This window comes from Salipiger sp. CCB-MM3, from assembly GCF_001687105.1.
In the GTDB taxonomy this organism is placed as follows: Bacteria; Pseudomonadota; Alphaproteobacteria; order Rhodobacterales; family Rhodobacteraceae; genus Salipiger.
The window spans coordinates 1,770,856-1,795,918 of the sequence record NZ_CP014595.1 but is presented as its reverse complement, the minus strand read 5'-3'; the positions used below and the strand labels follow the sequence as shown (position 1 = coordinate 1,795,918).

General features: G+C 66.1%; 28 protein-coding genes. 9 read left to right on the top strand and 19 right to left on the bottom strand.

The window, feature by feature from the left end; genetic code table 11:
- Positions 1-33: 33 nt before the first annotated feature.
- Together choX and AYJ57_RS08695 are read left to right on the top strand one after the other, a co-directional pair.
- On the top strand, positions 34-954 hold the full coding sequence (choX, locus tag AYJ57_RS08700) for a choline ABC transporter substrate-binding protein (RefSeq protein WP_066103810.1): 921 nt from the start codon (positions 34-36) through the stop codon (positions 952-954).
- Between the two features lie 150 nt (positions 955-1,104).
- Positions 1,105-3,207: a methyl-accepting chemotaxis protein gene (locus AYJ57_RS08695; RefSeq protein ID WP_066103807.1), complete on the top strand. Its 2,103-nt coding sequence runs from the start codon at positions 1,105-1,107 to the stop codon at positions 3,205-3,207.
- Positions 3,208-3,279: 72 nt separating this feature from the next.
- On the opposite strand, the gene AYJ57_RS08690 is transcribed toward AYJ57_RS08695, so the two are convergent.
- Together AYJ57_RS08690 and AYJ57_RS08685 are read right to left on the bottom strand one after the other, a co-directional pair.
- Positions 3,280-3,888, bottom strand: a complete 609-nt coding sequence (locus tag AYJ57_RS08690) for an enoyl-CoA hydratase/isomerase family protein (protein WP_066103805.1) — start codon at positions 3,886-3,888, stop codon at positions 3,280-3,282.
- Positions 3,885-4,634 carry an SDR family oxidoreductase gene (locus tag AYJ57_RS08685; protein ID WP_066103803.1) on the bottom strand — a complete coding sequence of 250 codons (750 nt, stop codon included), beginning with the start codon at positions 4,632-4,634 and terminating at the stop codon, positions 3,885-3,887. Before AYJ57_RS08685 ends, AYJ57_RS08690 begins: the two co-directional genes overlap by 4 nt.
- A 134-nt stretch (positions 4,635-4,768) precedes the next feature.
- Here AYJ57_RS08685 and AYJ57_RS08680 point away from each other — a divergent pair, with 134 nt between their 5' ends.
- Positions 4,769-6,310 carry a DUF2125 domain-containing protein gene (locus AYJ57_RS08680; RefSeq protein ID WP_066103801.1) on the top strand — a complete coding sequence of 514 codons (1,542 nt, stop codon included), beginning with the start codon at positions 4,769-4,771 and terminating at the stop codon, positions 6,308-6,310.
- Between the two features lie 113 nt (positions 6,311-6,423).
- Here the strand turns inward: AYJ57_RS08680 and AYJ57_RS08675 are convergent, their stop codons facing one another.
- On the bottom strand, positions 6,424-7,641 hold the full coding sequence (locus AYJ57_RS08675; RefSeq protein ID WP_066103799.1) for a UbiH/UbiF/VisC/COQ6 family ubiquinone biosynthesis hydroxylase: 1,218 nt from the start codon (positions 7,639-7,641) through the stop codon (positions 6,424-6,426).
- Between the two features lie 87 nt (positions 7,642-7,728).
- Between AYJ57_RS08675 and AYJ57_RS08670 the strand changes: the two genes are divergently transcribed.
- Positions 7,729-9,057 carry an amidase gene (locus AYJ57_RS08670; RefSeq protein WP_066103796.1) on the top strand — a complete coding sequence of 443 codons (1,329 nt, stop codon included), beginning with the start codon at positions 7,729-7,731 and terminating at the stop codon, positions 9,055-9,057.
- Positions 9,058-9,124: 67 nt separating this feature from the next.
- On the opposite strand, the gene AYJ57_RS08665 is transcribed toward AYJ57_RS08670, so the two are convergent.
- Positions 9,125-9,556, bottom strand: a complete 432-nt coding sequence (locus tag AYJ57_RS08665) for a hypothetical protein (RefSeq protein WP_066103794.1) — start codon at positions 9,554-9,556, stop codon at positions 9,125-9,127.
- Between the two features lie 96 nt (positions 9,557-9,652).
- On the bottom strand, positions 9,653-10,837 hold the full coding sequence (locus AYJ57_RS08660) for a lytic murein transglycosylase (protein WP_066103792.1): 1,185 nt from the start codon (positions 10,835-10,837) through the stop codon (positions 9,653-9,655).
- 284 nt (positions 10,838-11,121) lie between these two features.
- Between AYJ57_RS08660 and AYJ57_RS08655 the strand changes: the two genes are divergently transcribed.
- The gene (locus AYJ57_RS08655; RefSeq protein WP_066103790.1) at positions 11,122-11,490 is read left to right on the top strand and encodes a response regulator transcription factor; all 369 of its coding nucleotides are present in this window, start codon (positions 11,122-11,124) and stop codon (positions 11,488-11,490) included.
- 6 nt (positions 11,491-11,496) lie between these two features.
- Here AYJ57_RS08655 and AYJ57_RS08650 read toward each other — a convergent pair whose 3' ends face one another.
- The 6 genes from AYJ57_RS08650 to def (AYJ57_RS08625) form a co-directional block, all read right to left on the bottom strand.
- Entirely contained in the window at positions 11,497-12,486 is a 990-nt protein-coding gene (locus AYJ57_RS08650; RefSeq protein WP_066103788.1) for a glutathione S-transferase family protein, read from the bottom strand.
- A gap of 115 nt (positions 12,487-12,601) precedes the next feature.
- The gene (locus AYJ57_RS08645; protein WP_066103786.1) at positions 12,602-12,838 is read right to left on the bottom strand and encodes a GlsB/YeaQ/YmgE family stress response membrane protein; all 237 of its coding nucleotides are present in this window, start codon (positions 12,836-12,838) and stop codon (positions 12,602-12,604) included.
- Between the two features lie 21 nt (positions 12,839-12,859).
- Entirely contained in the window at positions 12,860-13,822 is a 963-nt protein-coding gene (gene fmt, locus AYJ57_RS08640) for a methionyl-tRNA formyltransferase (protein ID WP_066103784.1), read from the bottom strand.
- A 156-nt stretch (positions 13,823-13,978) separates the two neighbouring features.
- Complete coding sequence (def, locus tag AYJ57_RS08635) at positions 13,979-14,473, bottom strand: peptide deformylase (protein ID WP_066103782.1); 495 nt, start codon at positions 14,471-14,473, stop codon at positions 13,979-13,981.
- Positions 14,474-14,520: 47 nt separating this feature from the next.
- The gene (def, locus tag AYJ57_RS08630; RefSeq protein ID WP_066103780.1) at positions 14,521-15,018 is read right to left on the bottom strand and encodes a peptide deformylase; all 498 of its coding nucleotides are present in this window, start codon (positions 15,016-15,018) and stop codon (positions 14,521-14,523) included.
- Positions 15,015-15,536: a peptide deformylase gene (gene def / locus AYJ57_RS08625; RefSeq protein WP_066103778.1), complete on the bottom strand. Its 522-nt coding sequence runs from the start codon at positions 15,534-15,536 to the stop codon at positions 15,015-15,017. Before def (AYJ57_RS08625) ends, def (AYJ57_RS08630) begins: the two co-directional genes overlap by 4 nt.
- Before the next feature lie 128 nt (positions 15,537-15,664).
- Between def (AYJ57_RS08625) and AYJ57_RS08620 the strand changes: the two genes are divergently transcribed.
- Positions 15,665-16,843 (top strand): MalY/PatB family protein, encoded by a 1,179-nt coding sequence (locus tag AYJ57_RS08620; RefSeq protein ID WP_066103777.1) that lies wholly within the window; start codon positions 15,665-15,667, stop codon positions 16,841-16,843.
- Positions 16,844-16,945: 102 nt separating this feature from the next.
- On the opposite strand, the gene AYJ57_RS08615 is transcribed toward AYJ57_RS08620, so the two are convergent.
- The 8 genes from AYJ57_RS08615 to AYJ57_RS08580 all read right to left on the bottom strand — a co-directional run bounded on the left by AYJ57_RS08615 (position 16,946) and on the right by AYJ57_RS08580 (position 21,721).
- Entirely contained in the window at positions 16,946-17,569 is a 624-nt protein-coding gene (locus AYJ57_RS08615; RefSeq protein ID WP_066103775.1) for a trimeric intracellular cation channel family protein, read from the bottom strand.
- 4 nt (positions 17,570-17,573) lie between these two features.
- Positions 17,574-18,026 (bottom strand): ribonuclease HI, encoded by a 453-nt coding sequence (rnhA, locus tag AYJ57_RS08610; protein WP_066103773.1) that lies wholly within the window; start codon positions 18,024-18,026, stop codon positions 17,574-17,576.
- Positions 18,019-18,606 (bottom strand): class I SAM-dependent DNA methyltransferase, encoded by a 588-nt coding sequence (locus tag AYJ57_RS08605; protein ID WP_066103771.1) that lies wholly within the window; start codon positions 18,604-18,606, stop codon positions 18,019-18,021. The genes rnhA and AYJ57_RS08605 overlap by 8 nt, the downstream gene beginning before the upstream one ends.
- The gene (locus AYJ57_RS08600) at positions 18,603-19,055 is read right to left on the bottom strand and encodes a DUF3429 domain-containing protein (protein ID WP_066106896.1); all 453 of its coding nucleotides are present in this window, start codon (positions 19,053-19,055) and stop codon (positions 18,603-18,605) included. Before AYJ57_RS08600 ends, AYJ57_RS08605 begins: the two co-directional genes overlap by 4 nt.
- A gap of 140 nt (positions 19,056-19,195) precedes the next feature.
- On the bottom strand, positions 19,196-19,588 hold the full coding sequence (locus AYJ57_RS08595) for an ACT domain-containing protein (RefSeq protein WP_083191192.1): 393 nt from the start codon (positions 19,586-19,588) through the stop codon (positions 19,196-19,198).
- On the bottom strand, positions 19,585-20,535 hold the full coding sequence (ispH, locus tag AYJ57_RS08590; RefSeq protein WP_066106891.1) for a 4-hydroxy-3-methylbut-2-enyl diphosphate reductase: 951 nt from the start codon (positions 20,533-20,535) through the stop codon (positions 19,585-19,587). Before ispH ends, AYJ57_RS08595 begins: the two co-directional genes overlap by 4 nt.
- Positions 20,536-20,651: 116 nt before the next feature.
- Positions 20,652-21,092, bottom strand: coding sequence for a YqaA family protein (locus AYJ57_RS08585; protein WP_066103769.1), 441 nt, complete (start codon positions 21,090-21,092; stop codon positions 20,652-20,654).
- A gap of 56 nt (positions 21,093-21,148) precedes the next feature.
- On the bottom strand, positions 21,149-21,721 hold the full coding sequence (locus tag AYJ57_RS08580; RefSeq protein WP_066103767.1) for a LabA-like NYN domain-containing protein: 573 nt from the start codon (positions 21,719-21,721) through the stop codon (positions 21,149-21,151).
- 116 nt (positions 21,722-21,837) lie between these two features.
- Here AYJ57_RS08580 and folK point away from each other — a divergent pair, with 116 nt between their 5' ends.
- The 3 genes from folK (at position 21,838) to AYJ57_RS08565 (ending at position 25,056) form a co-directional block, all read left to right on the top strand.
- The gene (gene folK / locus AYJ57_RS08575) at positions 21,838-22,425 is read left to right on the top strand and encodes a 2-amino-4-hydroxy-6-hydroxymethyldihydropteridine diphosphokinase (RefSeq protein WP_237220135.1); all 588 of its coding nucleotides are present in this window, start codon (positions 21,838-21,840) and stop codon (positions 22,423-22,425) included.
- Between the two features lie 98 nt (positions 22,426-22,523).
- Positions 22,524-22,877: a DNA-directed RNA polymerase subunit omega gene (gene rpoZ, locus AYJ57_RS08570; protein ID WP_066103762.1), complete on the top strand. Its 354-nt coding sequence runs from the start codon at positions 22,524-22,526 to the stop codon at positions 22,875-22,877.
- A gap of 40 nt (positions 22,878-22,917) precedes the next feature.
- Complete coding sequence (locus AYJ57_RS08565; RefSeq protein WP_066103761.1) at positions 22,918-25,056, top strand: RelA/SpoT family protein; 2,139 nt, start codon at positions 22,918-22,920, stop codon at positions 25,054-25,056.
- The last annotated feature ends 7 nt before the right edge of the window (positions 25,057-25,063 follow it).

Here is a 25,063-nt window from a genome sequence, read left to right as displayed (position 1 = left end):
TACTTGCGCCACAAAATCAACAGGGGAGCTACCATGACCATTTCCCGCCTCGCGCTGATCGCCGCGCTGGCCGCCGCAGGGACGGCTCAGGCCGATTGCGACAGCGTCACCTTCGCCGATGTCGGTTGGACCGACATCACTGCCACCACTGCCGCCACCACCGTGGTTCTGGGCGCGCTTGGCTATGACACCGACGTCAATGTGCTCTCGGTGCCCGTCACCTATACTTCGATGGACCGCGGCGATGTGGATGTGTTCCTCGGCAACTGGATGCCCACGATGGAGGCCGACATCGCGCCCTACCGCGAGAAAGGCAGCGTCGAGACCCTGCGCGCCAACCTCGAAGGCGCGAAATACACGCTGGCCACCAATGCCGCCGGGGCTGCGCTCGGGATCAAGGATTTCGCCGACATCGCCGCCCATGCCGATGAGCTGGACGAGACCATCTATGGCATCGAGCCGGGCAATGACGGCAACCGGCTGATCCTCGACATGATCGAGGCCGACGCCTTCGGCCTCAAGGAGTTCGACGTCAAGGAAAGCTCCGAGCAGGGCATGCTGGCGCAGGTTGGCCGCGCTTCGGGCCGCGACGAGCCGATCGTCTTCCTCGGCTGGGAGCCGCATCCGATGAACGCCAATTACGAGCTGACCTACCTGTCGGGCGGCGACGAGTGGTTCGGCCCCGATTTCGGCGGCGCGACGGTCTACACCAACACCCGCGCGGGCTATGCACAAGAGTGCCCCAACGTCGGCAAGCTATTGGAAAACCTGTCATTCTCTCTGGAAATGGAGAATGAGATCATGGGCGCGATCCTCAATGACGGTACCGATGCCGAAGAGGCCGCCACCGCATGGTTGCAGGCCAATCCGGGCGTTCTGGACGGCTGGCTCGACGGGGTGACCACGCTGGCCGGCGGCGACGCCAAAGAGGCGGTAACCACCGCGCTGCAATAAGGCGCCCTGCCCTGTCCCCGCGGGGACAGGGCTTTTCCATTTCCGATAAACTCCAAGACATTTTCTTCCGCGCTCTTCCTCGGCGTTCAGCAAGCCTTCACCCAGCCCCTGTCACATGGGCCGCGACTGCCCTGACGATGGAACGCTGACATGAGCCTGCGCCTCATTCTTTTCGCCGCGCTCGGCCCGCTTCTTGCGCTCGTGCTCTACTTCGCCGGGCACGAGATCCTGCGCCTGAAACACAGCGCCGACGATCAGGCGCGGGTCGCGGCCATTGCCGCCGAATCCGAGATACTGTCGGACCTCGTACACGAACTTCAGAAAGAGCGCGGCTATTCGGCGGGCTTCACCGCCTCGCGCGGCAAGAACTTCAGCGCCGAACTGGATACCCAGCGCGCCGACACCGACGCCGCGCTTTCGCGGATGCAGGGCAACCTGCCGGAAACCCAAAGCGGTGCAGCAGTGGCGATGGACGCCGCGCAAGAGCGGATCGACACCCTTGACCAAACCCGCCAAGGCATTGACCGGCTGACCCTCAGCGTTCCTGAACTCGCGGGTTTCTACACCGCATTGATCGACGAGTTGATGCATGCCAGCGGGCAGATGCGCGGAAATACCCACGCCTCGCCCAGCTCTGCCCTGATGGAAGCGCGCGAACAGGTTGAAATGGCGAAGGAAAGCGCTGGCCTCGCCCGCGCCATGGGGGCGACCGGCCTTGGCACGGATATCTTCCCGCCCGCCGTGCACCAGCGCTTCATGAAGCTCATCGCGCAGGAAGAGGCGTTTCTGGCACGTGCCGCGCTGACACTCGACCGCCCGCAGATGCTGAGCGATCTGAAGGCCAGCGCCCCGGCGCAGACGCTGGTGCCGATGGTCGAGACCATCGCAGGTCTGCCCTATGGCGGCATGCGCGGCACGCTGACGGCGCCGCAATGGTTTGCCGCCTCCACCGCTTGGATCGACGCGCTGCGCGCCGTCGAGACCGACCTCAACACCGAGATCGCGGCACAGGCGCTCTCGCTCACCCAGGCTGCGCGGCGCACACTGATGATCACCGGCGCGCTGACGCTTGTGGCAACGCTTGTTCTGGCGGCCATGGCGACCGTGATGACCGAGTTCATCACCCGCCGGCTGCGCCGCCTCACCGATGTGATGATGGAATTCGTCGAAGGCCGGTTCGAGGCATGGGTGCCGCACATAAACAGCCGCGGCGAGATTGGCCGCATGGCGCAGTCGATCTATCGCTTCAAGCAACTCTCGCGCGCCGCGATCGAGAAACGCGCCGAGGATGAGGCGCAACTCAATGCCCGCCACCAGCAGGTCGTGGACCTGATGACCGAAGGGCTGAACGCACTCGCCCGCGCCGACCTGACCCTGCGCTTCGACACGCCTTTGGCCGAGGAGTACGACGCCATCCGCGCCGATTTCAACACCGCCACCACCCGCCTGCGCGAGGTGATGCGGGCGGTCTCGGACACGGTGGGCGAGCTAGAGGAACGTTCCGGCAGCCTGCGCAGTTCTGCCGCCGATCTGGCCGAACGCACCACCGAGCAGGTGGCGACCATCGGCGGCACCGCCGAGACGGTCTCGGGGCTGACCCGGACGCTGGCCGAAACCAACGCCTCTCTGCGCGATGTGAAGGGGCTCGCCGACGAAGCAAAGGGCCGCGCCGACCGCTCGGGCGAGGTGGTCCGCAATGCCGTCGCCGCCATGGACCGCATCGCCGAAAGCTCTGGGCGGATCGCGCAGATCACCGCGGTGATCGAAGATATTTCATTCCAAACCAACCTCTTGGCGCTCAACGCTGGGGTCGAGGCCGCACGCGCCGGAGAGTTCGGCAAAGGCTTCGCCGTGGTCGCCATGGAGGTGCAGGGGCTCGCCAGCCGATCCGCCGATGCGGCGCTCGAAATCAAGGGGCTGATCGAGGAAAGCGCCCGCGAGGTCAGCGGCGGCGTCAATCTGGTGGGCGAAACCGGCGAGGCGCTGCAGGCCATCCTTGAGCAGATTCTTCGCGTCGACGAGGTGCTCTCAAGCGTCAGCGCCGCCGCCGAGGCGCAAAGCCGCGAATTGCAGGGCGTGAACGATGCCACTGCGCGTCTGCGTGACCTCACCTCGCAGAACACCGCCGTGGCCGATGCCAGCCGCGATGCCTCGACCGAGTTGGCCGAAGGCGCGCAGCGGCTGGCCGCTCTGGTCGCCGAGTTCGATCTTGGCGCCCCGCAAGCCACTCAGGCCCGCAGTCAGGCCGCATAACCAAGCCCTTGCACGATCCAGCGTTGAGCCAACCACCAAAAAGGCAATACCAGCGTGCCAAGATCCAGAAACCTATCGAATAAGCCCCTTGATCGCCGCCGCATGATCCGGCGCCGCGCCCAGCGCATCTTCGGCCAGCGCCCGCGCGGTGCTCATAAGATGATCTGGCGGCACGATGCGGTCGATCAGCCCCCAGACCTGCGCCTCTTCCACCGGCACCTTCTGACCGGCCATGAGGATCATCTTGGCTCGTGCGGGACCGACCAGCGCCGCCAGACGCGGCGGATCGGAAGGCTGCGGCAGGAACCCCAGCTTCATCACCGGGTAGAAGACTTTCGCCCCGGGTACCGAGATCCGCAGATCGCAGGCCAGCGCCATGCCCATCGCGCCCCCCGCCAGCGTGCCGTTGAGCGCGCAGATGGTCAGGCAGGGCAGCGCCGCGATCGCCCCCGAAAGCCGCTCCCAGAGCGGCGAGGTGGCAAGCCCGGCGCGCGCCGCCTCGAGGTCTGCACCGGCAGAGAACACCTTGCCCACCCCGGTCAGCACCAGCACCCGCGCCTCGACCGCCGCCTCGGCGATCTCACACAGGCGCTCGAGCATCTCCGGCGTCAGAGAGTTGGCCTTCTCCGGACGGTCGATCACCGCCAACCAATAGCCGCCCTCTTTCTCCAGCGAGATCATGCGACGCCGATCTTGCTGCGAATGCCTTCGTCGCGCAGCGAGACCTCATCGCCGAGAAAGCCATTCGCCTCCGGCCCGCACATCCACAGCAGCGCTTTGGCCACCCACTCGGGCGGAATATGATCTTCCCACTCCAACGCGCTCACCGCATTCACCCCAGAGGCTTTGATCGTGCGCTGCATCTGCGTCGCCACTGTGCCCGGCGAAAGCGAGATGGCGCGGATACCGCGGGCGCGGCCCTCTTCGTCCGCCATGCGGGTCAGCATCAGCGCCCCGGCCTTCGAAGCACAATAGGCCGACCAGCCCTCAAGCGGGCGGTGCGCCGCACCAGAGCCGATGGTCAGCACCGTGCCGCCTCCCTGCGCCAGCATCAGCGGCAGCGCCGCGCGCATGCCGTGGTAGACGCCCTTGAGGTTGACGTCGATCACCTGCCCCCATGCGTCCGGATCGGCCCCGGCCAGCGGCGCGATCGGCTCGATCACCCCGGCGTTGTTGACCAAAATGTCGAGCCCGCCAAAGGCGGTGACGCAGGCCTGAACCGCCTGATCCATCTCCCAGTAGCGCGAGATGTCGCAGGGGATGGCGATCGCCTTGGGACCGATCTCTCCGGCCAGTTCCGCCACCGCCTCGCGGCTGCGCGCCACCAGCGCCACATTCGCGCCAGCCTCGGCAAAAAGCCGGGCCACCGCGGCGCCGATGCCGCGGCTCGCTCCGGTGATCAGCGCGGTTTTCCCTGTCAGGTCCATGGATTGCCCCATCGGTTGGAAATCCCCTCCTTGGTAAACACAGCGCTATCCACGGTCCACCCCCTTGACCCCGGGGGATACGGAGGCGAACTCTAGGCCATTGATTGCGATATACGCCATGGAAGGGATTGGGGATGCGTGTTCTGACTGGGGTCATGGGAGCCGGTGTCGCGGCATTGGCACTGACGCCGCCCGCACTCGCGGATGTCACCCCCGAACAGGTGTGGGATGACCTGTCGGGCATGCTCGAGGGGGTCGGCTATGAGGTCTCGGTGACCGAAAGCCCCAGCGGCGGAAATCTGCTGCTGAGCGATCTGACGCTCACCATGGCGGTGGCCGCCGGTGAGGCGCAGGCCGCGGGCGACGTGACGGTCGCCTTTGGTGATCTGACCTTCGAAGACCTCGGCGACGGCACTGTCGGGATCCGCTTCCCCAGCCCGATGCCGATCGACATTCGCGTCACCGAAGAGGGGGCCGAGCCGGTCGAGATGACGCTGGAACTGGGTCAGGAGGCGCTGGAGATGATCGCGTCCGGCACTCCGGAGGCGATGGACTACAGCTATAGCGCCGCCGCCACATCGCTCGATCTGGTGCGTCTGGTGGCCGAAGGCGAGGAACTGCCGCGTGAGGTGATCAGCGCCAGCCTCGCCACAGGCCCGCTCAGCGGCAGCTCTGAAGTGGACAGCAGCGATGGCACAAGGCGCTACAGCCACAGCTACAAGACCGACGAGCTGCGCTACGACCTGTCGGGCAGCAACCCCGAGGAAGAGAATGTCACCGGGCAAATCTCCGGACGCATGACCGGGCTGGCCAGCAGCGGCATGTCGGTGATCCCCGACGAGATGGGCAGCGAGGATGCCGCCGCCTTCATGGCCGCGGGTTTCGAGGGCAGCGGGCGGTTCACTTATGAGACTGGGCAGGCGAGCTTTGCAGTCACTCAGGACGGCGAGACGATGACCGGCAGCAGCAGCTCGAAAGGCGGCAGCTTCGAGGGGTCGATCGATGGCGCGCATCTAAGCTACGCCTTGTCGCTCGATACGCTGAACTACGAGGCCGAGGGCAGCTCTCTGCCCTTCCCAGTCAGCGCCGCGATGGACGAGGTCGCTTACAATATGACGCTGCCGCTGGCCAAATCCGACACGCCGCAGGATCTGGCGCTTGGCCTTACCTTGGGCGGGCTGACCGTGTCGGATCAGATTTGGGGCATCTTCGATCCCGGCGGCAGCCTGCCGCGCGATCCGGCGACGCTGGCGTTCGATATCACCGGCAAGGCGACACCGCTGGTGTCGATCTTCGATCCCGCCGATCTCGCGCAGCTTGAAGGCGAAGAGACTGCCCCTGCCGAGCTCAATGCGCTGTCGCTCAATAGCCTGACGCTTGAGGTGGCGGGCGCCAAGATCACCGGGGCGGGCGATTTCACCTTCCACAACGAGGACACCGAAAGCTATGGCGGCATGCCGCGGCCCGAGGGCGCGGTCAATTTCACCCTCGCCGGGGCCAATGGGCTGATCGACAAGCTGATCGCCATGGGGCTGCTGAGCCAGCAGGACGCCATGGGCGCGCGGATGATGCTGGGCATGTTCACCGTGGCCGGGTCCGAGCCCGACACGATGACCTCGACCATCGAAGTGGACGCCGACGGGCATCTGCTGGCCAACGGGCAGCGCATCCGCTGAACGCGCGGCGACGCAGGTCCGGTGAGGGCCTGCGCCGCCAAATCTCTTCGAAGAGATGTGCAAGCTCCTTCGAAGGAGCTTGGCTCACCTTCCCCGGCGGATCGCTTTGCGGCTCATTTGGCCATGAGATCGGGCAGATCGCCGGTCAGCCCGGCCGCCTCGCGCACGAAGTTGCGGCGCAGCCCCGGCATCCCCTGAACCAGCGCCATGCCAAAATCACGCCCGGCGCGCAGCAGCGGATTGTCGTTCGAGAAGAGCCGGTTGAACAGATCGGTCGCCGATGCCAGTGCCGCCGTGTCGAAGCGACGCCAGCTCTGGTAGCGCGCCAGCACGAGCTCCGAGGCCACATCCTCACCGCGCCGCTGCGCATGCGCCAGCACATGCGCCAGCGCGGCGACATCGCGCAGCCCGGCGTTGAGCCCCTGCCCGGCGATCGGATGCATGCCATGCGCCGCATCCCCCAACAGCGCCAGCCGCGCGCCGATGAAGCTGTTCGCCAGCGTCAGCCCCAGCGGATAGGTATAGCGCGGCCCGGCCAGCGAGATCTCTCCGAGGAAATCGCCGAAGCGCGGGCGCAGCACCTGCAGATACGCGTCGTCGGGCAGCGCGTTGATCGCGCGGGCCTGCGCATCGCTCTCGCTCCAGACGATCGAGCTGCGGTTGCCGGTCAGCGGCAGGATCGCCAGCGGCCCGCTGGGCATGAAGAACTGATGCGCCACGCACTCATGCGGCTTTTCATGCGCGATGGCACAGACCAGCGCGGTCTGGCCATAGCTCCAGCCCATGCGCCGGATGCCGGCGCGCGCAGCGGTGCCGCTGCTGCGCCCGTCGGCGCCGATGAGCAGCCGTCCGCGCAGGCTGCCGCCATCCGCCAGTTGCACCGTCACGCCCGAAGCATCCACCTCCTGCCCGATCACCGTGCATCCCGCGCGATGGGTCACCAGTGGCGCATCGGCCATGGCTTGCAGCAGCGCGCGGCGCAGGAAGCGGTCCTCGACCATATGGCCCATCGGCCCTTCTTCGATCTCCGCCGAGGCGAAATCGAGCCCGAGGAACACTTCCGCCTCGCCGACCCGTCCGTCGGTCACGCGGATGGCGCTCATCGGCTGGGCCTGCGGGGCCAAGTCGTCCCAGAGGCCGAGATTGGCCAAGAGCCGCACCGAGGCGAGGGCCAGCGCATAGGCGCGGCCATCGAACCCTGGATCGGCCCTTGTCTCGCCGGGCAGAGCGTCGATGACGGTAGAGCTGAGCCCGGCCTGTGCCGCCGCCAGCGCAAGCGCGGGGCCGTTCAGACCGCCGCCGATGATGAGCAGATCGCTGTCCTGTGTCATGAGGCGTACTATGGTCCTGCGGCCGGGATTGTCCATGCGGCGCCGTGCCGTTACCGTCGCGCCGAACGCAAAAAATAGGATGGCGGCATGACGGACTGGACAGGCAAGAGCGCGGCGGATCTGGGGCGGGCAATCGGTGCGGGCGAAGTGGACCCGGTGGCGCTGACGCAAGCCTTCCTCGACAAGATCGCGGCGCACCCGCTGAAGGATCGGATTTACGCCCGCCTCACCCCCGAGCGCGCTCTGGCCGAGGCCGAGGCCGCCAGTGCTCGCGCCAAGGCGGGGCGCCGTCTCTCGCCGCTTGATGGCGTGCCGGTCAGTTGGAAAGACCTCTTCGACACCGCCGGCGTCGCCACCGAGGCGGGAACCGCGCTGCTCGAGGGCCGCGTGCCCGACACCGACGCCAAGGTGCTGCAGACCGCCACCGCCATGGGCCTTGTCTGCCTTGGCAAGACGCATCTGTCCGAACTGGCCTTCTCCGGCCTCGGGCTCAACCCGGTGACCGCCACCCCGCCTTCGGTAAATGACCCGGGCTCGGTGGCGGGCGGCTCCTCCTCCGGTGCCGCGGCCTCGGTCGCCTTCGGGCTGGCCGCGGCGGCGGTGGGATCGGACACCGGCGGCTCGGTGCGCATCCCTTCCGCGTGGAACGACCTTGTGGGGTTGAAGACCACCGCTGGGCGACTGTCCCTTGAAGGCGCGGTGCCGCTGGCGGCGCGCTTCGACACCGTCGGCCCGCTGTGCCAGACGGTCGAGGATGCGGCGCTGATGCTGGCGGCGCTCGAGGGGCGCAACGCCCCCGACCTGACCGGTGCCTCGCTCAAGGGCGTGCGCCTTGCCACGCTGCAGACCATCGTGATGGACGACCTGCGCCCCGAGCCCGCCGCCGCCTACGCCGCGGCGCTGGAAAAGCTGGCTGCCGCCGGGGCCGAGATCGTGCCGATCGAGGTGCCCGAGGTGGCCGTGCCCATGGGCGACGCGGGTGTGCTCTACACCGCCGAGGCATGGGCCGCTTGGGGCGATGAGATCACCGCGCGCGGCGAGCTGATGTTCCCGCCGATCCGCGCCCGTTTCGAAGGCGGCAAAGAGTTCTCCGCTGCCGAGTACATCAATGCGTGGAACCGCATGATGCAGGCGCGCGCCGCTTGGGCCGAGGCCACGGCGGGCTTTGACGCGGTGCTCTGCCCGACCGCGCCGAACCTGCCGCCACAGGCCGACCGGCTGATGACCGACGAGGAATATTACGTCACCGAGAACCTGCTGACCCTGCGCAACACCCGCGTCGGCAATGTCATGGGCCTCTGCGTCACCACGCTGCCCACAGGCGCGTCAAGCTGCGGCATCTCGCTGATGGCGGCCCCAATGGAAGAAGACCGCCTGCTACGCCTGTCGGTCGCCGCCGAAGCTGCGCTTGCCTGACCCTTGATGACAGCAAAAGGGCCAGCTTGATCGCTGGCCCTGTACCTTCGGCCACACCGCGAGGCGATCAGCCGCAGCGCGTGTAGGTCAGCGGCTCGGGGCTCGCGCCCTCCCCACTCTCCTGCCGCACCAGCGTGTCGCCGCGCAGCACCAGAACCACATCCCGGCTCCAACTGAGCCCCTCGCCGGTGAAGGCAAAGGACGCCTCGAGGCGCTCGGGATCGCTCTCGGCCACTGCGTCCAGAACTGCGCGCGATTCATAATAGCTCAGCGTGTCGCCTTCGACGGTCATCAGCCCCTTGGCATCGCCGCGGGTCGAGGTACAATCCGCCGGAACCAGCCCCCAGCGCCCCTGCATATCCTGCGGGATGGCAGCGGCGGTGTCCTCGGCACCCACGCCCTCCTGCGCCGGGCTTTGCTTCTCCTGCGGCAGGCAGGCCGAAAGGGCGAGCGCGAAGAGCGCCGCCAGCGGAGCGGGGTGTTTCGCAAAACGTATCATGCGCGCAAAACCCAGCGCGCTGCGCGGCGGTTCCCCTGCTTGAGTGGCGACGGCTGCCCGCCGCTCACCCTGCGCGAAACCCCGCCGCCGAGCAGATCAGAGCGCGTTCAGCAGGCTCTCCGTCGGCCAGCCATCCACCGGCAGCCCCAGTTCCGCCTGCATCCGGCGCACCGCGGCTCGGGTGCCAGCGCCGAGGATGCCATCGGCCTCGCCAACGTCATGCCCGCGCGACTGCAGCTTGCGCTGAAGCTGCTGCATCTGCGGCCCCGAGAGCCCCGGCGCCGGTGTGCGCGCGTCATAGACCGGTGCCCCTTCGAGCCGCGTGGCGAAATAGGCCGCGGTCAGAACATAGGTGAAGCTCTGGTTCCACTCGAAATAGACCCGGAAGTTCGGATAGGCGATAAACGCTGGCCCGCCGCGCCCCTGCGGCAGCAGGATCGACGCCTGCAAGCGCCCGTCATCCAGCGCGCCGTTGCGGCCCGACACGCCAAGACGCTCCCACTCGGCGACGCTCAAGGTGGTCTCGAGCCCGGTCATCGACCAGTCGAAATCCTCCGGGAGGGTGATCTCCTGCAGCCAAGGCTCGTTCGGGCGCCAGCCAAGCCCCGAGAGCATCTTCGCCCCCGACATCAGCGCATCGGGCACCGAGGACTTGAGCAGCACATGGCCGTCGCCATCGCCATCGACGCCGTTCTCGATGATGTCCTTGGGCAGCATCTGCACCATGCCGATCTCGCCGGCCCAAGCACCGGTGGTCTTTGCGGGATCGAAATCGCCATGCTCGTAAAGCTCCAGCGCCGCGATCAGCTGCGGGCGGAACAACTCGGGCCTGCGACAGTCATGCGCCAGCGTGGCCAGAGCGTTGGCGGTGTTGAAGTTGCCCTGATAGCCGCCGTAATCGGTCTCGAAGGCCCAGAACGCCAGCAGCACCCCGCGCGAGATGCCGTATTCGCTCTCGATCCGGTCAAAGACAGCGTCCCATTCCTCGGCCTTGCGGCGGCCCTTGTCGAGCCGGTCCTGCGAGATCAGCTTGCGCGAAAACTCGATGAAGGGCGATTGAAAGATGCCCTGCGCCCGGTCGGCCTTCAGCACTTTGGGATCCTGCCGCAATCCGCCGAAGAACCGCGCCGCAGCCGCGGGATCGGCCCCCTGCGCCACCGCCTCATCGGCAACCCCGTCCAGAAAGGCGCGGAAATCGCCGCCGCAGGGCACGGCCTGCAGGGATTGAGCCTGCACCGCTGCGGGCAGCAGGAGGGCGGTCAGAAGGGGCCAGATACGCATTGGGACCTCTTGGGAAAATTTGCGTTACCCTATCAGCCCGCACGGGGCAGGCAACCGCGCCGCCTTGGCGCGCGATCACATCGCGTGCAGCGGCCTGTGAACACACAAGCGTGACCTAGCGGCACCCCTGAAACTTGGGATCGGAAAGCAAAATTAATCATTTCTTTAGGAAGCGAGCCGAAAACGGAGGTGGAAGGGTAAAAAACAAATAAAACTCTCGCCTGCCTCCGGACAGCGTGCCGGATGCGGAACCACATCAGGGGAGTACCTGTCAGGAGAAAGCGATGAAGGTGCTCATAGTCCAACACGATCAGACTCTCGCGCGGCTCTGGGGCCGACATCTCAAAAGCCGTGGTGCCGAGGTTCGCGTCGCGTCAGGTCAGGAGGCGGCGACACGGGTGATGCTCGAAGAGCAGATCGACGTGATCGTGCTCGACCTGATGCTGGCCGAGGGCAGCGCGCTTGCGGTGGCCGATTTCGCCTCTTACCGCCAACCGCACTGCCGCGTGGTCTTTGTCACCGACACGGCGGTGTTCTCGGACGGCTCGATCTTCCGCCATTGCGGCAACGCCTGCGCCTATCTGCCAAGCGCCACCGCCCCGGCCGATCTTGTGGCCATGGTCGAGCATTACGGGGCGCATTGCGCCCCGTGACATGGCTCAGGCCGCTGCCAGACGCTCGCGCTGGTGCGGCGCATCAAGGTCAAGCTTCGGCCCCACCGGCACGATGCGGTGCGGATTGATCGTGTCGTGGCTGTAGTGGTAGTGGCGCGAGATATGGTCGAGCCGCACCGTCTCGGCGACCCCCGGCCACTGATAAAGCTCGCGCACATAGGCCCAGAGCGCTGGGTAATCGACGATGCGGGCGCGGTTGCACTTGAAGTGGCCGTGATACACCGTGTCGAAGCGGATCAGCGTGGTGAACAGGCGCCAGTCGGCCTCGGTGATCTGCGCGCCCATTAGGTAGCGCTGGCCGGAAAGCCGCTCCTCGAGCCAGTCCAGCGTGTCGAACAGCGGACTGACGGCCTCTTCATAGGCCTCCTGCGTGGTGGCGAATCCGGCCTTGTAGACGCCGTTGTTGACCGTGTCGTAGATGCGCGCGTTCACCGGCTCGATCGCCTCGCGCAGCGCCTCGGGCCAATAGTCGTCGGCGTTGCCGGTCAGCCCGTCGAAGGCGCTATTGAACATGCGGATGATCTCGGCGCTCTCGTTCGACGCGATAGTCTTGCGCTCCTTGTCCCACAGCACCGGCACCGTCACCCGCCCCGAAACCGTCGGGTTGGCCTTGAGGTAGACGTCGCGCAGGTAGGGAAGATCATACAGCCGGTCACCGGTGGCACCGTCGAAATCGGTGCGGAACTCCCAGCCTTCCGACAGCATCTCGGGATGCACGGCACTATAGGAGATCAGATCCTCCAGCCCCTTGAGCTTGCGGAAGATCAGCGCGCGATGCGCCCAGGGACAGGCATAGCTGACATAGAGATGGTAGCGTCCGGGTTCGGCCTTGAAACCCGCCTCGCCCGAGGGTCCGGCTGATCCGTCAGCGGTCACCCAATTGCGGAACTTTGCCGTGGACCGCACGAACTTGCCGCCGGTCTTGTCGGTGTCATACCATTTGTCCTGCCACTTGCCGTCGACCAGTAGGCCCATCTGTCGCACTCCTGCGTTGCTCTGGGCCATGAGCTAGTGGCATCGGGCGGCCAAGCAAACAGGCAGGGGCGCGCAGCCCCTTCGCATGAGCGCACACTCCGAGGCGGAACCGCCGTCAGCGCGGGCCGAATTTCTGAAAGATCCAGATCAGCAGTATGGCGCCCAGCACCGCGCCCACCAGACCGGCCAACGCCCCGGTGACCGCGATGAGCCCGCGCAGCACCAGCCCGCCGATCAGCGCGCCGCCCATGCCGATCAGCACCGTCTGCAGGACACCGGTGCGCACCTGCATGACGCGCGTGGCAAAAAACCCCGCCGCCGCGCCTAGGATGATGAGCCAGAGAAGTCCCATGCCGCCCTCCTTTCGCGGGGCTCAGCCCGCCTGATGGCCAGTCTGTTTCCCAGGATGATGACCGCTGTCGTGCCCCGAGCCCAGCACCATGCCCGCAGGGATGCGCAGCCCGCGCAGGAATGTCTCGACGTCCTGCGCGCCCTTGCCCGCGCGCTGCGCCCGCGTCACCTGCACCGCGCCGCTGCCGCAGGCGATGACGAACCGATCGTCCAGCGCCTCGCCCGGCGCGCCCTCGCCCGGCACCACGCGCGCGCCCAGCAGCTTGATCCGCTGGTCTCCGGCCATGGTCCATGCGCCCGGGAACGGCGCCAGACCGCGAATGTGCCGCGACACCTCCTCGGCGCTTAGAGACCAGTCGAGCACCGCTTCGGCCTTGTCGATCTTCTGGGCGTAGGTCACCCCCGCCTCGGGCTGCACCTCGGGAGTCAGATCGTCGAGCCGCTCCAGCGCGGTGACGATGAGCCGCGATCCCAGCGCCGAAAGCCGGTCGTGCAGCGCGCCGGTGGTCTCTTCCGCGCCAATCTCCAGCGCCTCGCGCAGCAGCACCGGCCCGGTGTCGAGCCCGGCCTCCATCTGCATGATGCACACGCCGGTCTCGGGATCGCCCGACAGGATCGCCCGGTGGATCGGCGCGGCCCCGCGCCAGCGCGGCAGCAGCGAGGCGTGGATGTTGAGGCAGCCATAGGCCGGCGCATCCAGCACCGCCTGCGGCAGGATCAGCCCATAGGCCACGACCACCGCCACATCCGCCTTCAGCGCGGCGAACTCGGCCTGCGCCTCCGCGCCCTTCAGGCTCACCGGATGGCGCACCTCCAGCCCCATCTCTTCGGCCCGCGCCTGCACCGGCGAGGGACGCTCTTTCTTGCCGCGTCCGGCGGGCCGCGGCGGCTGGCAATAGACCGCGGCGATCTCGTGCCCGGCGCCCGCCAGCGCCTCCAGCACCGGCACCGAAAACTCCGGCGTTCCCATGAAGACCACGCGCATCCGCCCGCTCCCTTTCATCTTTCCAAAAATACTCGAAACCCGCGGCACCCCACCGGCGCCGCAGCTTCATTGTTCTTCAAATACGCAAAACCCGCCCGCACCGCCAGCGCGGCCACAGACAAAGACCACGGGCATAGCCCAAGACGAAGGCCGATCTCAGCCGCGCTTCTTCGACTTACGGATCAGCATGTCGCGCTTCACCTTGCCCAGATGGTCGAAATACATCTTGCCGTTCAGATGATCGACCTGATGCTGCACCGAGGTTGCCCAGAGCCCGACGAAATCCTGCTCCCGCGTCTCGCCGGTCTCATCCATGAAGCGCACCGTCACGCCGCGCGGGCGCTCGATCTTCGCCCAGACGCCGGGCAGGTTGGGGCTGGCCTCGTCGTGCGCGTTCATCTTGACCGAGGCATGCAGGATCTCGGGGTTGGCCATGCGGATCGCCTTGCCGCGCTCTTCCGAGGCATCGACCACCGCAAGCCGCAGCAGCACGCCGATCTGCGGCGCGGCCAGACCGACGCCGGGCATCGCCTCCATCGTGTCGATCATATCGTCCCAGAGCGCGCGGATCTCATCGGTGATCGCCTCGACCGGCTCGGCCTTGGTCCGCAGGCGCTTGTCGGGCCAGGGAATGCATTTGCGTGCGGTCATGCCACGCTCCTTGTCAGGGTCGTCAAGCCAAAGGTCTGGCCAGAGAGTTACGCCAGCGCGTCGTACTCGGCCGTCAGCGCGTCCCGCGCCGCGGGCTCCAGCCGGTCGAAATGCACCAGCCCGTCAAGATGGTCGTATTCATGCTGCGCCACGATCGCCTCGGGGCCGGACAGTTCGACCTCCTGCGCCGCGCCGGTCAGATCGGTAAATCCCAGACGAATCCGCGCCGCGCGCGTCACCTGCGCCGTCACGCCGGGGATCGACAGGCAGCCCTCGCCGCCGGTGACCGTTTCGTCCGAGGCCCAGAGGATGCGCGGGTTGATGCAGGCCAGCGGGTTCATCTCGCCGTCCTTCCAGCCCGCGTCCATCACAAAGACCCGGACCATGGCACCCACCTGCGGCCCCGCCAGCCCGCGACCGGGCGCGTCATACATGGTCTCGAACATATCGGTGACCAGATCGGTTACCTCCGCCACAGAGGCCACCTCGGCACAGACCTGCGACAGGCGCGGGTCGGGCCAGCGCAAGATCGGCAGCAGGCTCAAATCCGCGCCCTCTCGCGCTTCAGCTTCTGCATCTTCCGGGTGATCATCTGGCGCTTCAGCGGCTTCAGGTAGTCGATGAAGAGCTTGCCATCGAGGTGGTCGATCTCATGCTGCACGCAGGTCGCCCAGAGCCCGTCGAACTCTTCCGTCTGCAGCTTGCCGTCGCGGTCGAGCCATTCCACCTGCACGATCTTCGGCCGTTCGACCTCGGCATATTGCTCGGGGATCGACAGGCAGCCTTCCTCGTAAACGTTGCGCTCGTCCGAGCTGGCGATCACCCGCGGGTTGAACATCACCAGCGGGCGCGGCGTCTCGCCATCGTCGGGGCGCGCACAATCGAGCACGATCAGCCGGTCCAGCACGCCAATCTGCGGCGCGGCCAGCCCGATGCCCGGCGCGTCATACATGGTTTCGAGCATGTCGTCGGCCAGCACGCGCAGCTCGTCCGACAGATCGGGCACCGGCGCGCAGAGCTTTTTCAGCCGCGGATCGGGGTGAATGAGGATAGGGCGTTTCATGGGTGTCACTTAGGCAAATGAACGTGATCGCGCAAGATGCGCACCGTGCAGTGGTTGCACTCCGGCGCGCGTTCGCTAGCGTCGGGCGCGAGACCTGTCCGAGATGCTGTAGGGAAGTGACGTCGCCGATGAAAGACCTGTTCAACCAACCGATCGACCGCCGGGGCACCGGCTCCGCCAAATGGGACCTGATGGAGAAACTCTTCGGCGTGCCGCAGGAGGACGGTCTGGCGATGTGGACCGCCGATTCCGACTATCCCACCGCGCCCTGCGTGCGCGACGCGCTGCAGGCGCAGGTCGATCTCGGGATCTTCGGCTATTTCTCGGCCATGTCGCTTTATACCAGCGCGGTGCAATGGTGGATGAAGACGCGGCACGATTGGGACATCGAACAGAACTGGATCGTGCCGGTGCACGGGCTCGGCAATGGCGTCGCCATGTGCCTCGACGTCTATACCGCGCCGGGCGATCACGTGGCGATCTTCTCGCCGGTCTATCACGAGTTCGCTGCCAAGGTGCGCCGCGCCAACCGGGTGGTCACCGAATGCCCGCTGAAGCGCGAGGGCGACCGCTACGAGCTTGATCTCGAGGATGCGCAGGCACGGCTCACCGGCAAGGAGACCATGCTGATCTGGTGCTCGCCGCAGAACCCCTCTGGCCGCATCTGGACCGCCGAAGAGCTGCGCGCCGTCGCCGAGTTTGCCAAGCGCAACGATCTGATGTTGCTGTCGGATGAGGTGCACCACGACCTGATCTACCCCGGCGAAACCTTCGTGCCCATGGCCGTGGCCGCGCCCGAGAGCGAGGACCGTCTGATCACCCTCACCGCCGCCTCCAAGACCTTCAACATCGCCGGCCAGCGGGTCGGGGCGCTGACGATCAGCAACGACGGGCTGCGCAAGCAGATGGAAGACCGGCTGACCGCGCTCGACAGCAAGCCCAACGCGCTGGGTCTGATCATGACCGCTGCCGCCTATTCGCCCGAGGGCGCGGAATGGGTGGATGCGCAGATCGCCCATCTCGACGGCAACCGCGCGGTCTTTGACGAGATGGTCAATGCCATCCCCGGGCTGCGCTCGATGCCGCTGCAGGCGACCTATCTGGCCTGGGTGGATTTCTCCGGCACCGGCATGAATTTCGAAGAGGTCAACGCGCGGGTACGTGACATCGCCAAGATCGCCGTCAGCCCCGGCCCGTCCTTCGGCGCCGGCGGCGAGACCTGCATGCGCATCAACCTCGCAGCGCCGCGCGCCACCATCGAAGAGGCCGGCACCCGCCTGCAAAAGGCCTTCGCCGACCTGCAGTGAGCCAAATTAGGGGCGCCGCGCACCACGCCCGCCCCTTCTTCTCTTTGAAAAACGCCGGGGAGCGCGAGGGGCAGCGCCCCTCGCCTGACCTCAACGCCGCGCTCACTTCCGCGGCGGGCGCGACTTGTAGACGGGGATGCCCCAGCCAAAGGCGATGGCCGAGGCGCGCAGCGCAAAGGTGACCGCGGCGCAGACCAGCGCGGCGGAGAAGGGCGGCAACCCCAGCGCCTCGGCCCCCAGCAGCGCCAGCGCTCCGCATAAGGCACAGGTGGCATAGGGCTCGCCCTGTTTCAGCAGCAGCGGCACCTCATTGGCCACCACATCGCGCATGAGCCCGCCAAGACAGCCGGTCATCACCCCCATCACGAGGATCACGCCCCAGGCCGCCCCCTCGGCCTGCGCGATGGAGCTGCCCGCGGCCACCGCCACCGACAGCGCCGCCGCATCGAGCCAGAGAATGGCCTTGGCGCGGCTTTCCAGCCGGTGCGCGGTGAAGAAGACCAGCAGTGCCGCGGCGCAGGCGATGGCAAGATAGGTCGGCTCGGCCACCCAGAACACCGGGTGCCGGTCGAGCAGCAGATCGCGCGTGGTGCCGCCGCCGACGGCGGTCAGGCAGGCGAGAAAGGCAAAGCCCACCACGTCAAGCTGCGCCCGGCTGGCGACCAGCGCGCCGGTCAGCGCGAAGATCAGAACCGAAGCATAGTCGAGAAGGACGAGCGGGCTCATCGCCTCAGCCCTTGAAGGGCGCCATGCCCGCGCGCGCCAACTCGTCGGCGCGCTCGTTCTCGGGGTGGCCGGCGTGGCCCTTGACCCATTCCCAGGTCACCTGGTGGCGCTTCTGCGCTTCGTCGAGCCGCTGCCACAGCTCGGCGTTTTTCACCGGCTTCTTGGCGGCGGTCTTCCAGCCGTTGCGCTTCCAGCCGTGGATCCAGCCGGTGACGCCGTTCTTCACATAGGCGCTGTCGGTCACCACGGTGATCTGCGTCGGGCGCGACAGCGCCTCGAGGGCGCTGATCGCCGCCATCAACTCCATGCGGTTGTTGGTGGTCTCGGCTTCGCCGCCCTTGAGCTCGCGCTCTTTCTTGACGGTGTCGCCGTCCATCGCGCGCATCAGAACGCCCCAGCCGCCCGGGCCGGGATTTCCGGAGCACGCTCCGTCGGTATATGCAAATAGGTCAGCCATGGGCGAGCACGCTAAGCCATGGCGACGAGGTGCCGTCAAGCCCGGTCCCGCTGCCGCGCGCAACGGCATCCACCCGCAGGCCGACATCCGCCAGCAGACGGCGCAGTTCGGGCTCGGTGTAATAGCTATAAAAGCGCCCCAACCGGTCGCGCGCCTCGCCCTGCCCTTCCTTCAGAGTCAGGCTCAGCACACCGTCCGGGCGCAGCGCCCGCGCGATGGCTGCAAGATGGCGCGGCATGTCGGCGCGGGGCGCATGCAGCAGGCTGAAGCTGGCCCAGACCCCATCGTATCGGCGCTCTGCGCAAAGATCATCGAAACTGCCCTGCCGCGCGGCCACTCCGGGACGCGCCGCCGCCAGCGCCACCATCTCGGGCGAAGCGTCCATCGCCTCGACCCTCAGCCCGGCCTGCGCCATTCGTGCCGCCTCCAGCCCCGGCCCGCAGCCGAGGTCGAGCACATCGCCGCCCTCGGGCAGCGCCGCGATGAAGCTGGTCAGCGTAGGGTATTCGCCCGGACGGGCCAGCGCCTCATAGTCGCGCGCCTTTTGCGCATAGACCCGAAGCGTTTCCTCGTCGCTCACAGGAACACACCCACCGACAGGCAGGCGATCACCGCCGCCGTCAGCGGCACGCGCAGCGCCAGCCACCAGCGCGGCGTCAGCCCCCAGAGCTGGAAGAAGGCGTCGAGCAGCAGCAGGCCGAGAAAGCCGAAGATCAGATTCATCCCCGCCGACACCGGCCCGCCGCCCACCATGAAGAAGGCCCAGAGCGCCGGCAGCACCGACAGCGCGTAGGCCACTGCGGCCTTGCTGCCGCCCGCCTTGGTGGCAAAGCCCCAGAGCACGCCGGACATGAAGGCAAGGATCACCGTGCCATAGGACAGCTGCAGATAGGGCGCGACGAAACGGCTGCCGAGGTTCGCCATGGACCATGCATAAAGGTCATCGCTGTAATGCGTGCCTACCGACCAAAGAAAGGGCAGCAGACCGGCGAGGGCGAGGAACAGCGGGGCGCGGGGGACGGAGCTCATGCGCGGCTCCACAGCGGGAATGGGCGGGGCATGGTCTCTCCTCCGAATGTCTTGGCCGAGGGCGCGGCGGGTCTTGCTCTGGCCGCAAGGTTCCCGATCGCCTCTGCCCTGTCAACGGGCGCAGGCGTTGCTTACGGCGGTCAGCCTGCGGTGATACGATGCCCGGCCTCCGTGAGCAACGCATGCGCCCGGCCCAAGCTCTCGCCGCTGACCAGAAGATAGTCGCGCAGGAATGTGGAGATCACGAAGACGCCGAGCGCTGCCTCCGACAGTGGCTTCACCGCGGCGAGCACCACGCCCGGTTCGTCCAGCCCCGCCAGCGTGTCGACACGGAACGCCCGCCAGCCAAAGCTGCCCTCTGTCCCCGCGGGGACAACGGCGGCGGGGCACACCACCGACAGCTCGTCCGGCGCGCGGGTCAGGCTGACGCAGCCCGAGGTGCCGGTCCAGTCGGGAAAGGGGGCGTCGGGCGGAAGACGCAGGATCGCATGCTCCTGCGGCAGCAGGACCAGCGAGAGCTTTGGCAGGCTCACGCGGGCATGCGCAGGACGCGCGGCACCTTGAACTCGATGTCTTCCTGCGCGGTTTCCACCTGCTCGACGGTCATGTCGTAGCGCGCGCCAAAGGCGGCGACGACCTCGTCGATCAGCACCTCGGGGGCCGAGGCGCCTGCGGTGACACCCACCGTACGGATGCCTTCGAGCGCACGCCAGTCGATGTCATCGGCGCGCTGCACAAGCTGGGCGTAGGAACAGCCCGCCTTGCGCGCCACTTCGACCAGACGCTTGGAGTTCGAGGAATTGGGCGCCCCCACCACCAGCAGCGCGTCGCAGTCGCCCGCGATGGCCTTCACCGCGTCCTGACGGTTGGTGGTGGCGTAGCAGATGTCTTCCTTATGGGGGCCGACGATGGCCGGAAAGCGCTGCTTCAGCGCCGCCACAATATCCACCGTGTCATCGACCGACAGGGTGGTCTGCGTCACGAAGGCGAGCTTTTCGGGATCGCGGACGTCAACATGCGCCACATCGGCGACGGTCTCGACCAACAGCACTTCCCCTTCGGGCAGCTGGCCCATTGTGCCGATCGTCTCGGGGTGGCCCTCATGGCCGATCATGATCATCTGCAGGCCGTTTTCGTGGTGGCGGGCCGCCTCGATATGCACTTTCGACACCAGCGGGCAGGTGGCGTCGACATAGACCATCTCGCGCCGGGCGGCCTCGGCGGGCACGGCCTTTGGCACGCCATGTGCCGAGAAGATCACCGGGCGGTCGAGCGGGCATTCTTCGAGCTCTTCGACAAACACCGCGCCCTTGTCGCGCAGCCCGTCGACGACGAATTTATTGTGCACGATCTCGTGGCGCACGTAGACCGGCGCGCCCCATTTCTCGAGCGCCATTTCGACGATCTTGATCGCCCGGTCGACACCAGCGCAGAACCCGCGCGGCGCGGCCAGATAGAGGGTAAGCGGGGATTTGGTCATGGTCTCGGTCACGAAAGGGCTCGCAGCATCGGTGAGGGCTTTGGCGGACCTTGGATTAAGGGCGCCTGCCGTTACCCCAAGACCTAGTGGCTCTGACCGCGCGGGTCCAGAGGCGCTCAGCCCAGCGTGGCGCTGGTGAGCCACGCAAGGATGATGTAGCGGCCTGTTTTGGCAATCGCCACGAGCGACACGAACAGCCACAGCGGCGTGCGCATGATGCCTGCGACCACGGTGAACCCGTCGCCCAAGGGCGCCCAGCTGAACAGCAGCGACCAGATGCCCCAGCGCGCGTACCAGCGCTGTGCACGATCAAGCTGCGCTTCGGTCAAAGGAAACCACCGCTTGTGCCGGTAATGCTCGAGCCCGACGCCAAGCGCATAGTTGACCACCGAGCCGAGCGTGTTGCCGATGCTCGCCACGAGCACCAGCGCCCAGACCGGAATCTCTGTCCGCAGTTGCAGCCCGGCGAAAATCAGCTCGGACTGGAACGGCAGTATGGTCGCGGCGCCAAACGCCGCGAGGAAGAGGCCGCCAAGACCGGCAGCCTCACTAAGCATTAACTGCGGACCTCATCCCCATAACACCCGCAGTCCCAAATGCATTGTCATCGGGCTTAGTGCCCGTTGGCGACCTCAAAGTTGCGCTCCGCCTGCTGCTCCCGCGGCGGACGCCCGATCACTTCGCGAAGCTCGTCGAGTTCGATGAAGTTATCGGCCTGACGACGAAGTTCGTCAGCGATCATCGGCGGCTGGCTGCGGATCGTCGAGACGACAGAAACGCGCACGCCCTGACGCTGCAGGCTTTCGATCAGCGGCCGGAAGTCCCCATCCCCAGAGAACAGCACGATGTGATCGACGCGCGGCGCCAGTTCCATGGCATCAACGGTCAGTTCGATGTCCATGTTGCCTTTCACCTTACGGCGGCCCTGGGCGTCGGTGTATTCCTTCGCCGGCTTGGTCACCATGGTGAAGCCGTTGTAGTGCAGCCAGTCCACCAGCGGGCGGATCGGCGAATATTCGTCGTTTTCGAGAAGAGCGGTGTAATAGAACGCGCGCACCATCTTGCCGCGGCGCACGAATTCTTGTCGAAGCAGCTTGTAGTCGATGTCGAAGCCGAGGGCTTTGGCGGCTGCGTACAGGTTGGACCCGTCAATGAACAGCGCCAACCGTTCGTCCTTGTAAAACATCAAATGTCCTTTCGAGCAATCAGGGCGCCATGATCCGTGAGTGGGAAAAAATGAGTGTGGGAGGCGCCCATTTCTGAGAGTAAGCCTTTCGATCAGCTTTTCAAGCAGAGCAATATATGCAGAAGGATAGCACGCTAATGGCTTCGGATCAGCAAATACTGGTGGCACTGGGCGCAAACCTGCCCTCCGAAGCAGGATCGCCCCTGCAAACCCTGCGGGCCGCGCTGACCGCTCTTGAAAGCGAGGGTTACACTGTGGAGGCGGTGAGCCGCTTTTATGCAACCCCGTGTTTTCCCGCAGGTTTCGGCCCCGACTATGTCAACGCCTGCGCCCGACTGTCGGGTCCCGGACATCCCGCCGAGGTGCTGGCGGCGCTGCACCGGGTCGAAGCACAGTTCGGGCGCGAAAGAGAAAGACGTTGGGGCAGCCGCACGCTGGATCTTGATCTCATCGCCATTGGCGAAATCGTAATGCCAAATACAACCACGCAGAGCGAATGGCGAAATATTCCGGCAGACAAGCAACAGGGCGTCACGCCGACAGAGCTGATTCTTCCGCACCCGCGCCTGCAGGACCGCGCCTTTGTCTTGGTGCCGCTGCAAGACATCGCCGCTGATTGGTGCCACCCGCTGCTGTCAAAGACGGTTGCGCAAATGTGTGCCGAGCTGCCGCAGGAACAGCGCGCCGAAGTCGTGCCGATGTGATAGAATTGCGCAGAAAAGACGCTCCGTTTGCGCTTGTCAATCTTCAGGCATCGCGGTAGGAGTCTCCGTTCTTACGGTCAACCCAAGGTGAAACGCTCATGGCACGCGTGACGGTAGAAGACTGCGTCGACAAGGTTCCCAACCGGTTCGAGCTGGTGATGCTCGCCTCCCATCGCGCCCGCGAAGTGGCGTCTGGTGCGCCGATCACCGTGGACCGCGACAACGACAAAAACCCGGTGGTCGCCCTGCGCGAAATCGCCGAGGAAACCCAGTCGGCGGATGAACTGCGTGAGCGCCTGATCGAGTCGCATCAGACTCAGATCGAGGTCGATGAGCCCGAAGAAGACAGCATGGCGCTGCTGATGGGCGCCGAGCAGGACAAACCGGTCGAAGACGACATGTCCGAGGAAAAGCTCCTTCGCGCCCTTATGGAAGCGCAGGGAGAGAGCTGAGAGGCTCGGCAGTAGCGGGCCAGGGTAAGGATAGGCGCCCATGATCGCGGCGGAAGACCTTGTTGCACTGGTCCGCAACTACAATCCCAAGACCAATGAAAAGCTGATCCGCGAGGCCTATGACTATGGCCTGCGGATGCATGAAGGGCAGTACCGCCATTCCGGCGAGCTGTACTTCACCCATCCCGTCGCCGTTGCCGCCATCCTCACAGAGCAGCAACTGGACGACGCGACGATCATCACCGCCCTGCTGCACGATACGATCGAGGACACCCGCGCCTCCTATCAGGATGTGGCGGACCGCTTCGGCTCGGAAGTGGCGGATCTGGTCGACGGGGTCACCAAGCTGACCAACCTGCAGCTCTCCTCCTCCGAGACCAAGCAGGCCGAAAACTTCCGCAAGCTCTTCATGGCCATGTCCCGCGACCTGCGGGTGATTCTGGTGAAGCTCGCCGACCGTCTGCACAACATGCGGACGATCAAGGCGATGCGCCCGGAAAAGCAGGTGCAGAAGGCGCGCGAGACCATGGATATCTATGCCCCGCTGGCGGGCCGCATGGGTATGCAATGGATGCGCGAAGAGCTGGAGGATCTGGCGTTCCGGGTGCTCAACCCCGAGGGCCGCGCCTCGATCATCCGGCGCTTCATCAACCTGCAGAAAGAAGCCGGCGATGTGATCCACCGGATCACCGGCGACATGCGCCACGAGCTTGAGGCGGCGGGCATCGAGGCCGAAGTTTTTGGCCGCGCCAAGAAGCCCTATTCGATCTGGCGCAAGATGCAGGAAAAGGGCATGGGCTTTTCCCGCCTGTCGGACATCTACGGCTTTCGGGTGATCACCCGCTCGGAGATGGACACCTATCGCGCGCTCGGCGTGATCCACCAGCGCTGGCGCGCCGTGCCGGGCCGGTTCAAGGATTACGTCAGCCAGCCCAAGTCGAACGGCTATCGCTCGATCCACACCACCGTGTCGGGCCGCGACGGCAAGCGCGTCGAGGTGCAGATCCGCACCCGCCAGATGCATGACGTGGCCGAGACCGGTGTCGCCGCGCATTGGTCCTATCGCGATGGCGTGCGCTCCGAGAACCCCTTTGCCGTCGATCCCGCCAAGTGGATTTCCTCGCTCACCGAACAGTTCGACGCCGAGGAGGATCACGACGAATTCCTCGAGGCGGTGAAGCTCGAGATGTATTCGGACAAGGTGTTCTGCTTCACGCCCAAAGGCGACGTGGTGAAGCTGCCGCGCGGCGCCACGCCGCTCGATTACGCCTATGCGATCCACACCCGCATCGGTTCGGCCTGCGTCGGCGCCAAGGTCGACGGTATCCGCGTGCCGCTCTGGACCCGGCTGAAGAACGGCCAGTCGGTCGAGATCATCACCGCCGAAGGTCAGACGCCGCAGGGCACATGGCTTGATATCGCCACCACCGGCAAGGCGCGCAGCGCCATTCGCCGCGCCCTGCGCGAGGCGGGCCGTGGGCGGTTCATCAAGCTGGGCCAAGAGCTTGCGCGCTCGGCCTTCGAGCATGTGGGCAAGAAATCCACCGACAAAGTGCTGGAAAAGGCCGCGCAGACGCTGCGGATCGAGGATGCCGACGAATTGCTCGCCCGCCTCGGCAGCGCCGAGCTGACCACCCGCGAGGTGGTGCATGCGGTCTATCCCGATCTCACCCCCTCGGACGAACACGAGGTGGAGATGCAGCGCGCCGTCATCGGCCTCGAGCCGGGCACCGGTTTCACCCGTGCGCGCTGCTGTCAGCCGCTGCCGGGCGAGCGCATCATCGGCATCACCAAACGCGGCAAGGGCGTCTTCGTCCATGCCATCGACTGCGAATCGCTGGCCAAATACGAGGATCAGCCGGAGCGCTGGGTCGACCTGCATTGGGCCGATGGCACGCACCCTGCGGCCTATGATGTGAGCCTCGATACAACAGTCGGCAATGACGCTGGCGTGCTGGGGCGTATTTGCACCTTGATCGGCGAGCGCGGGGCCAATATCTCGGACCTGCACTTCATCGACCGGAAACCGGACTTCTTCAGAATTCAGATTGATCTGGAACTGAGGGACGCCGAACACCTCCACTCGGTGATGTCCGCACTCGAAGCCGAAAGCGACGTGGCCTCTGTGAGCCGCCATCGCGATGCCTCCCTGGCGGCCGTGCCTGCCGCCGCGGAGTAGAGACAAA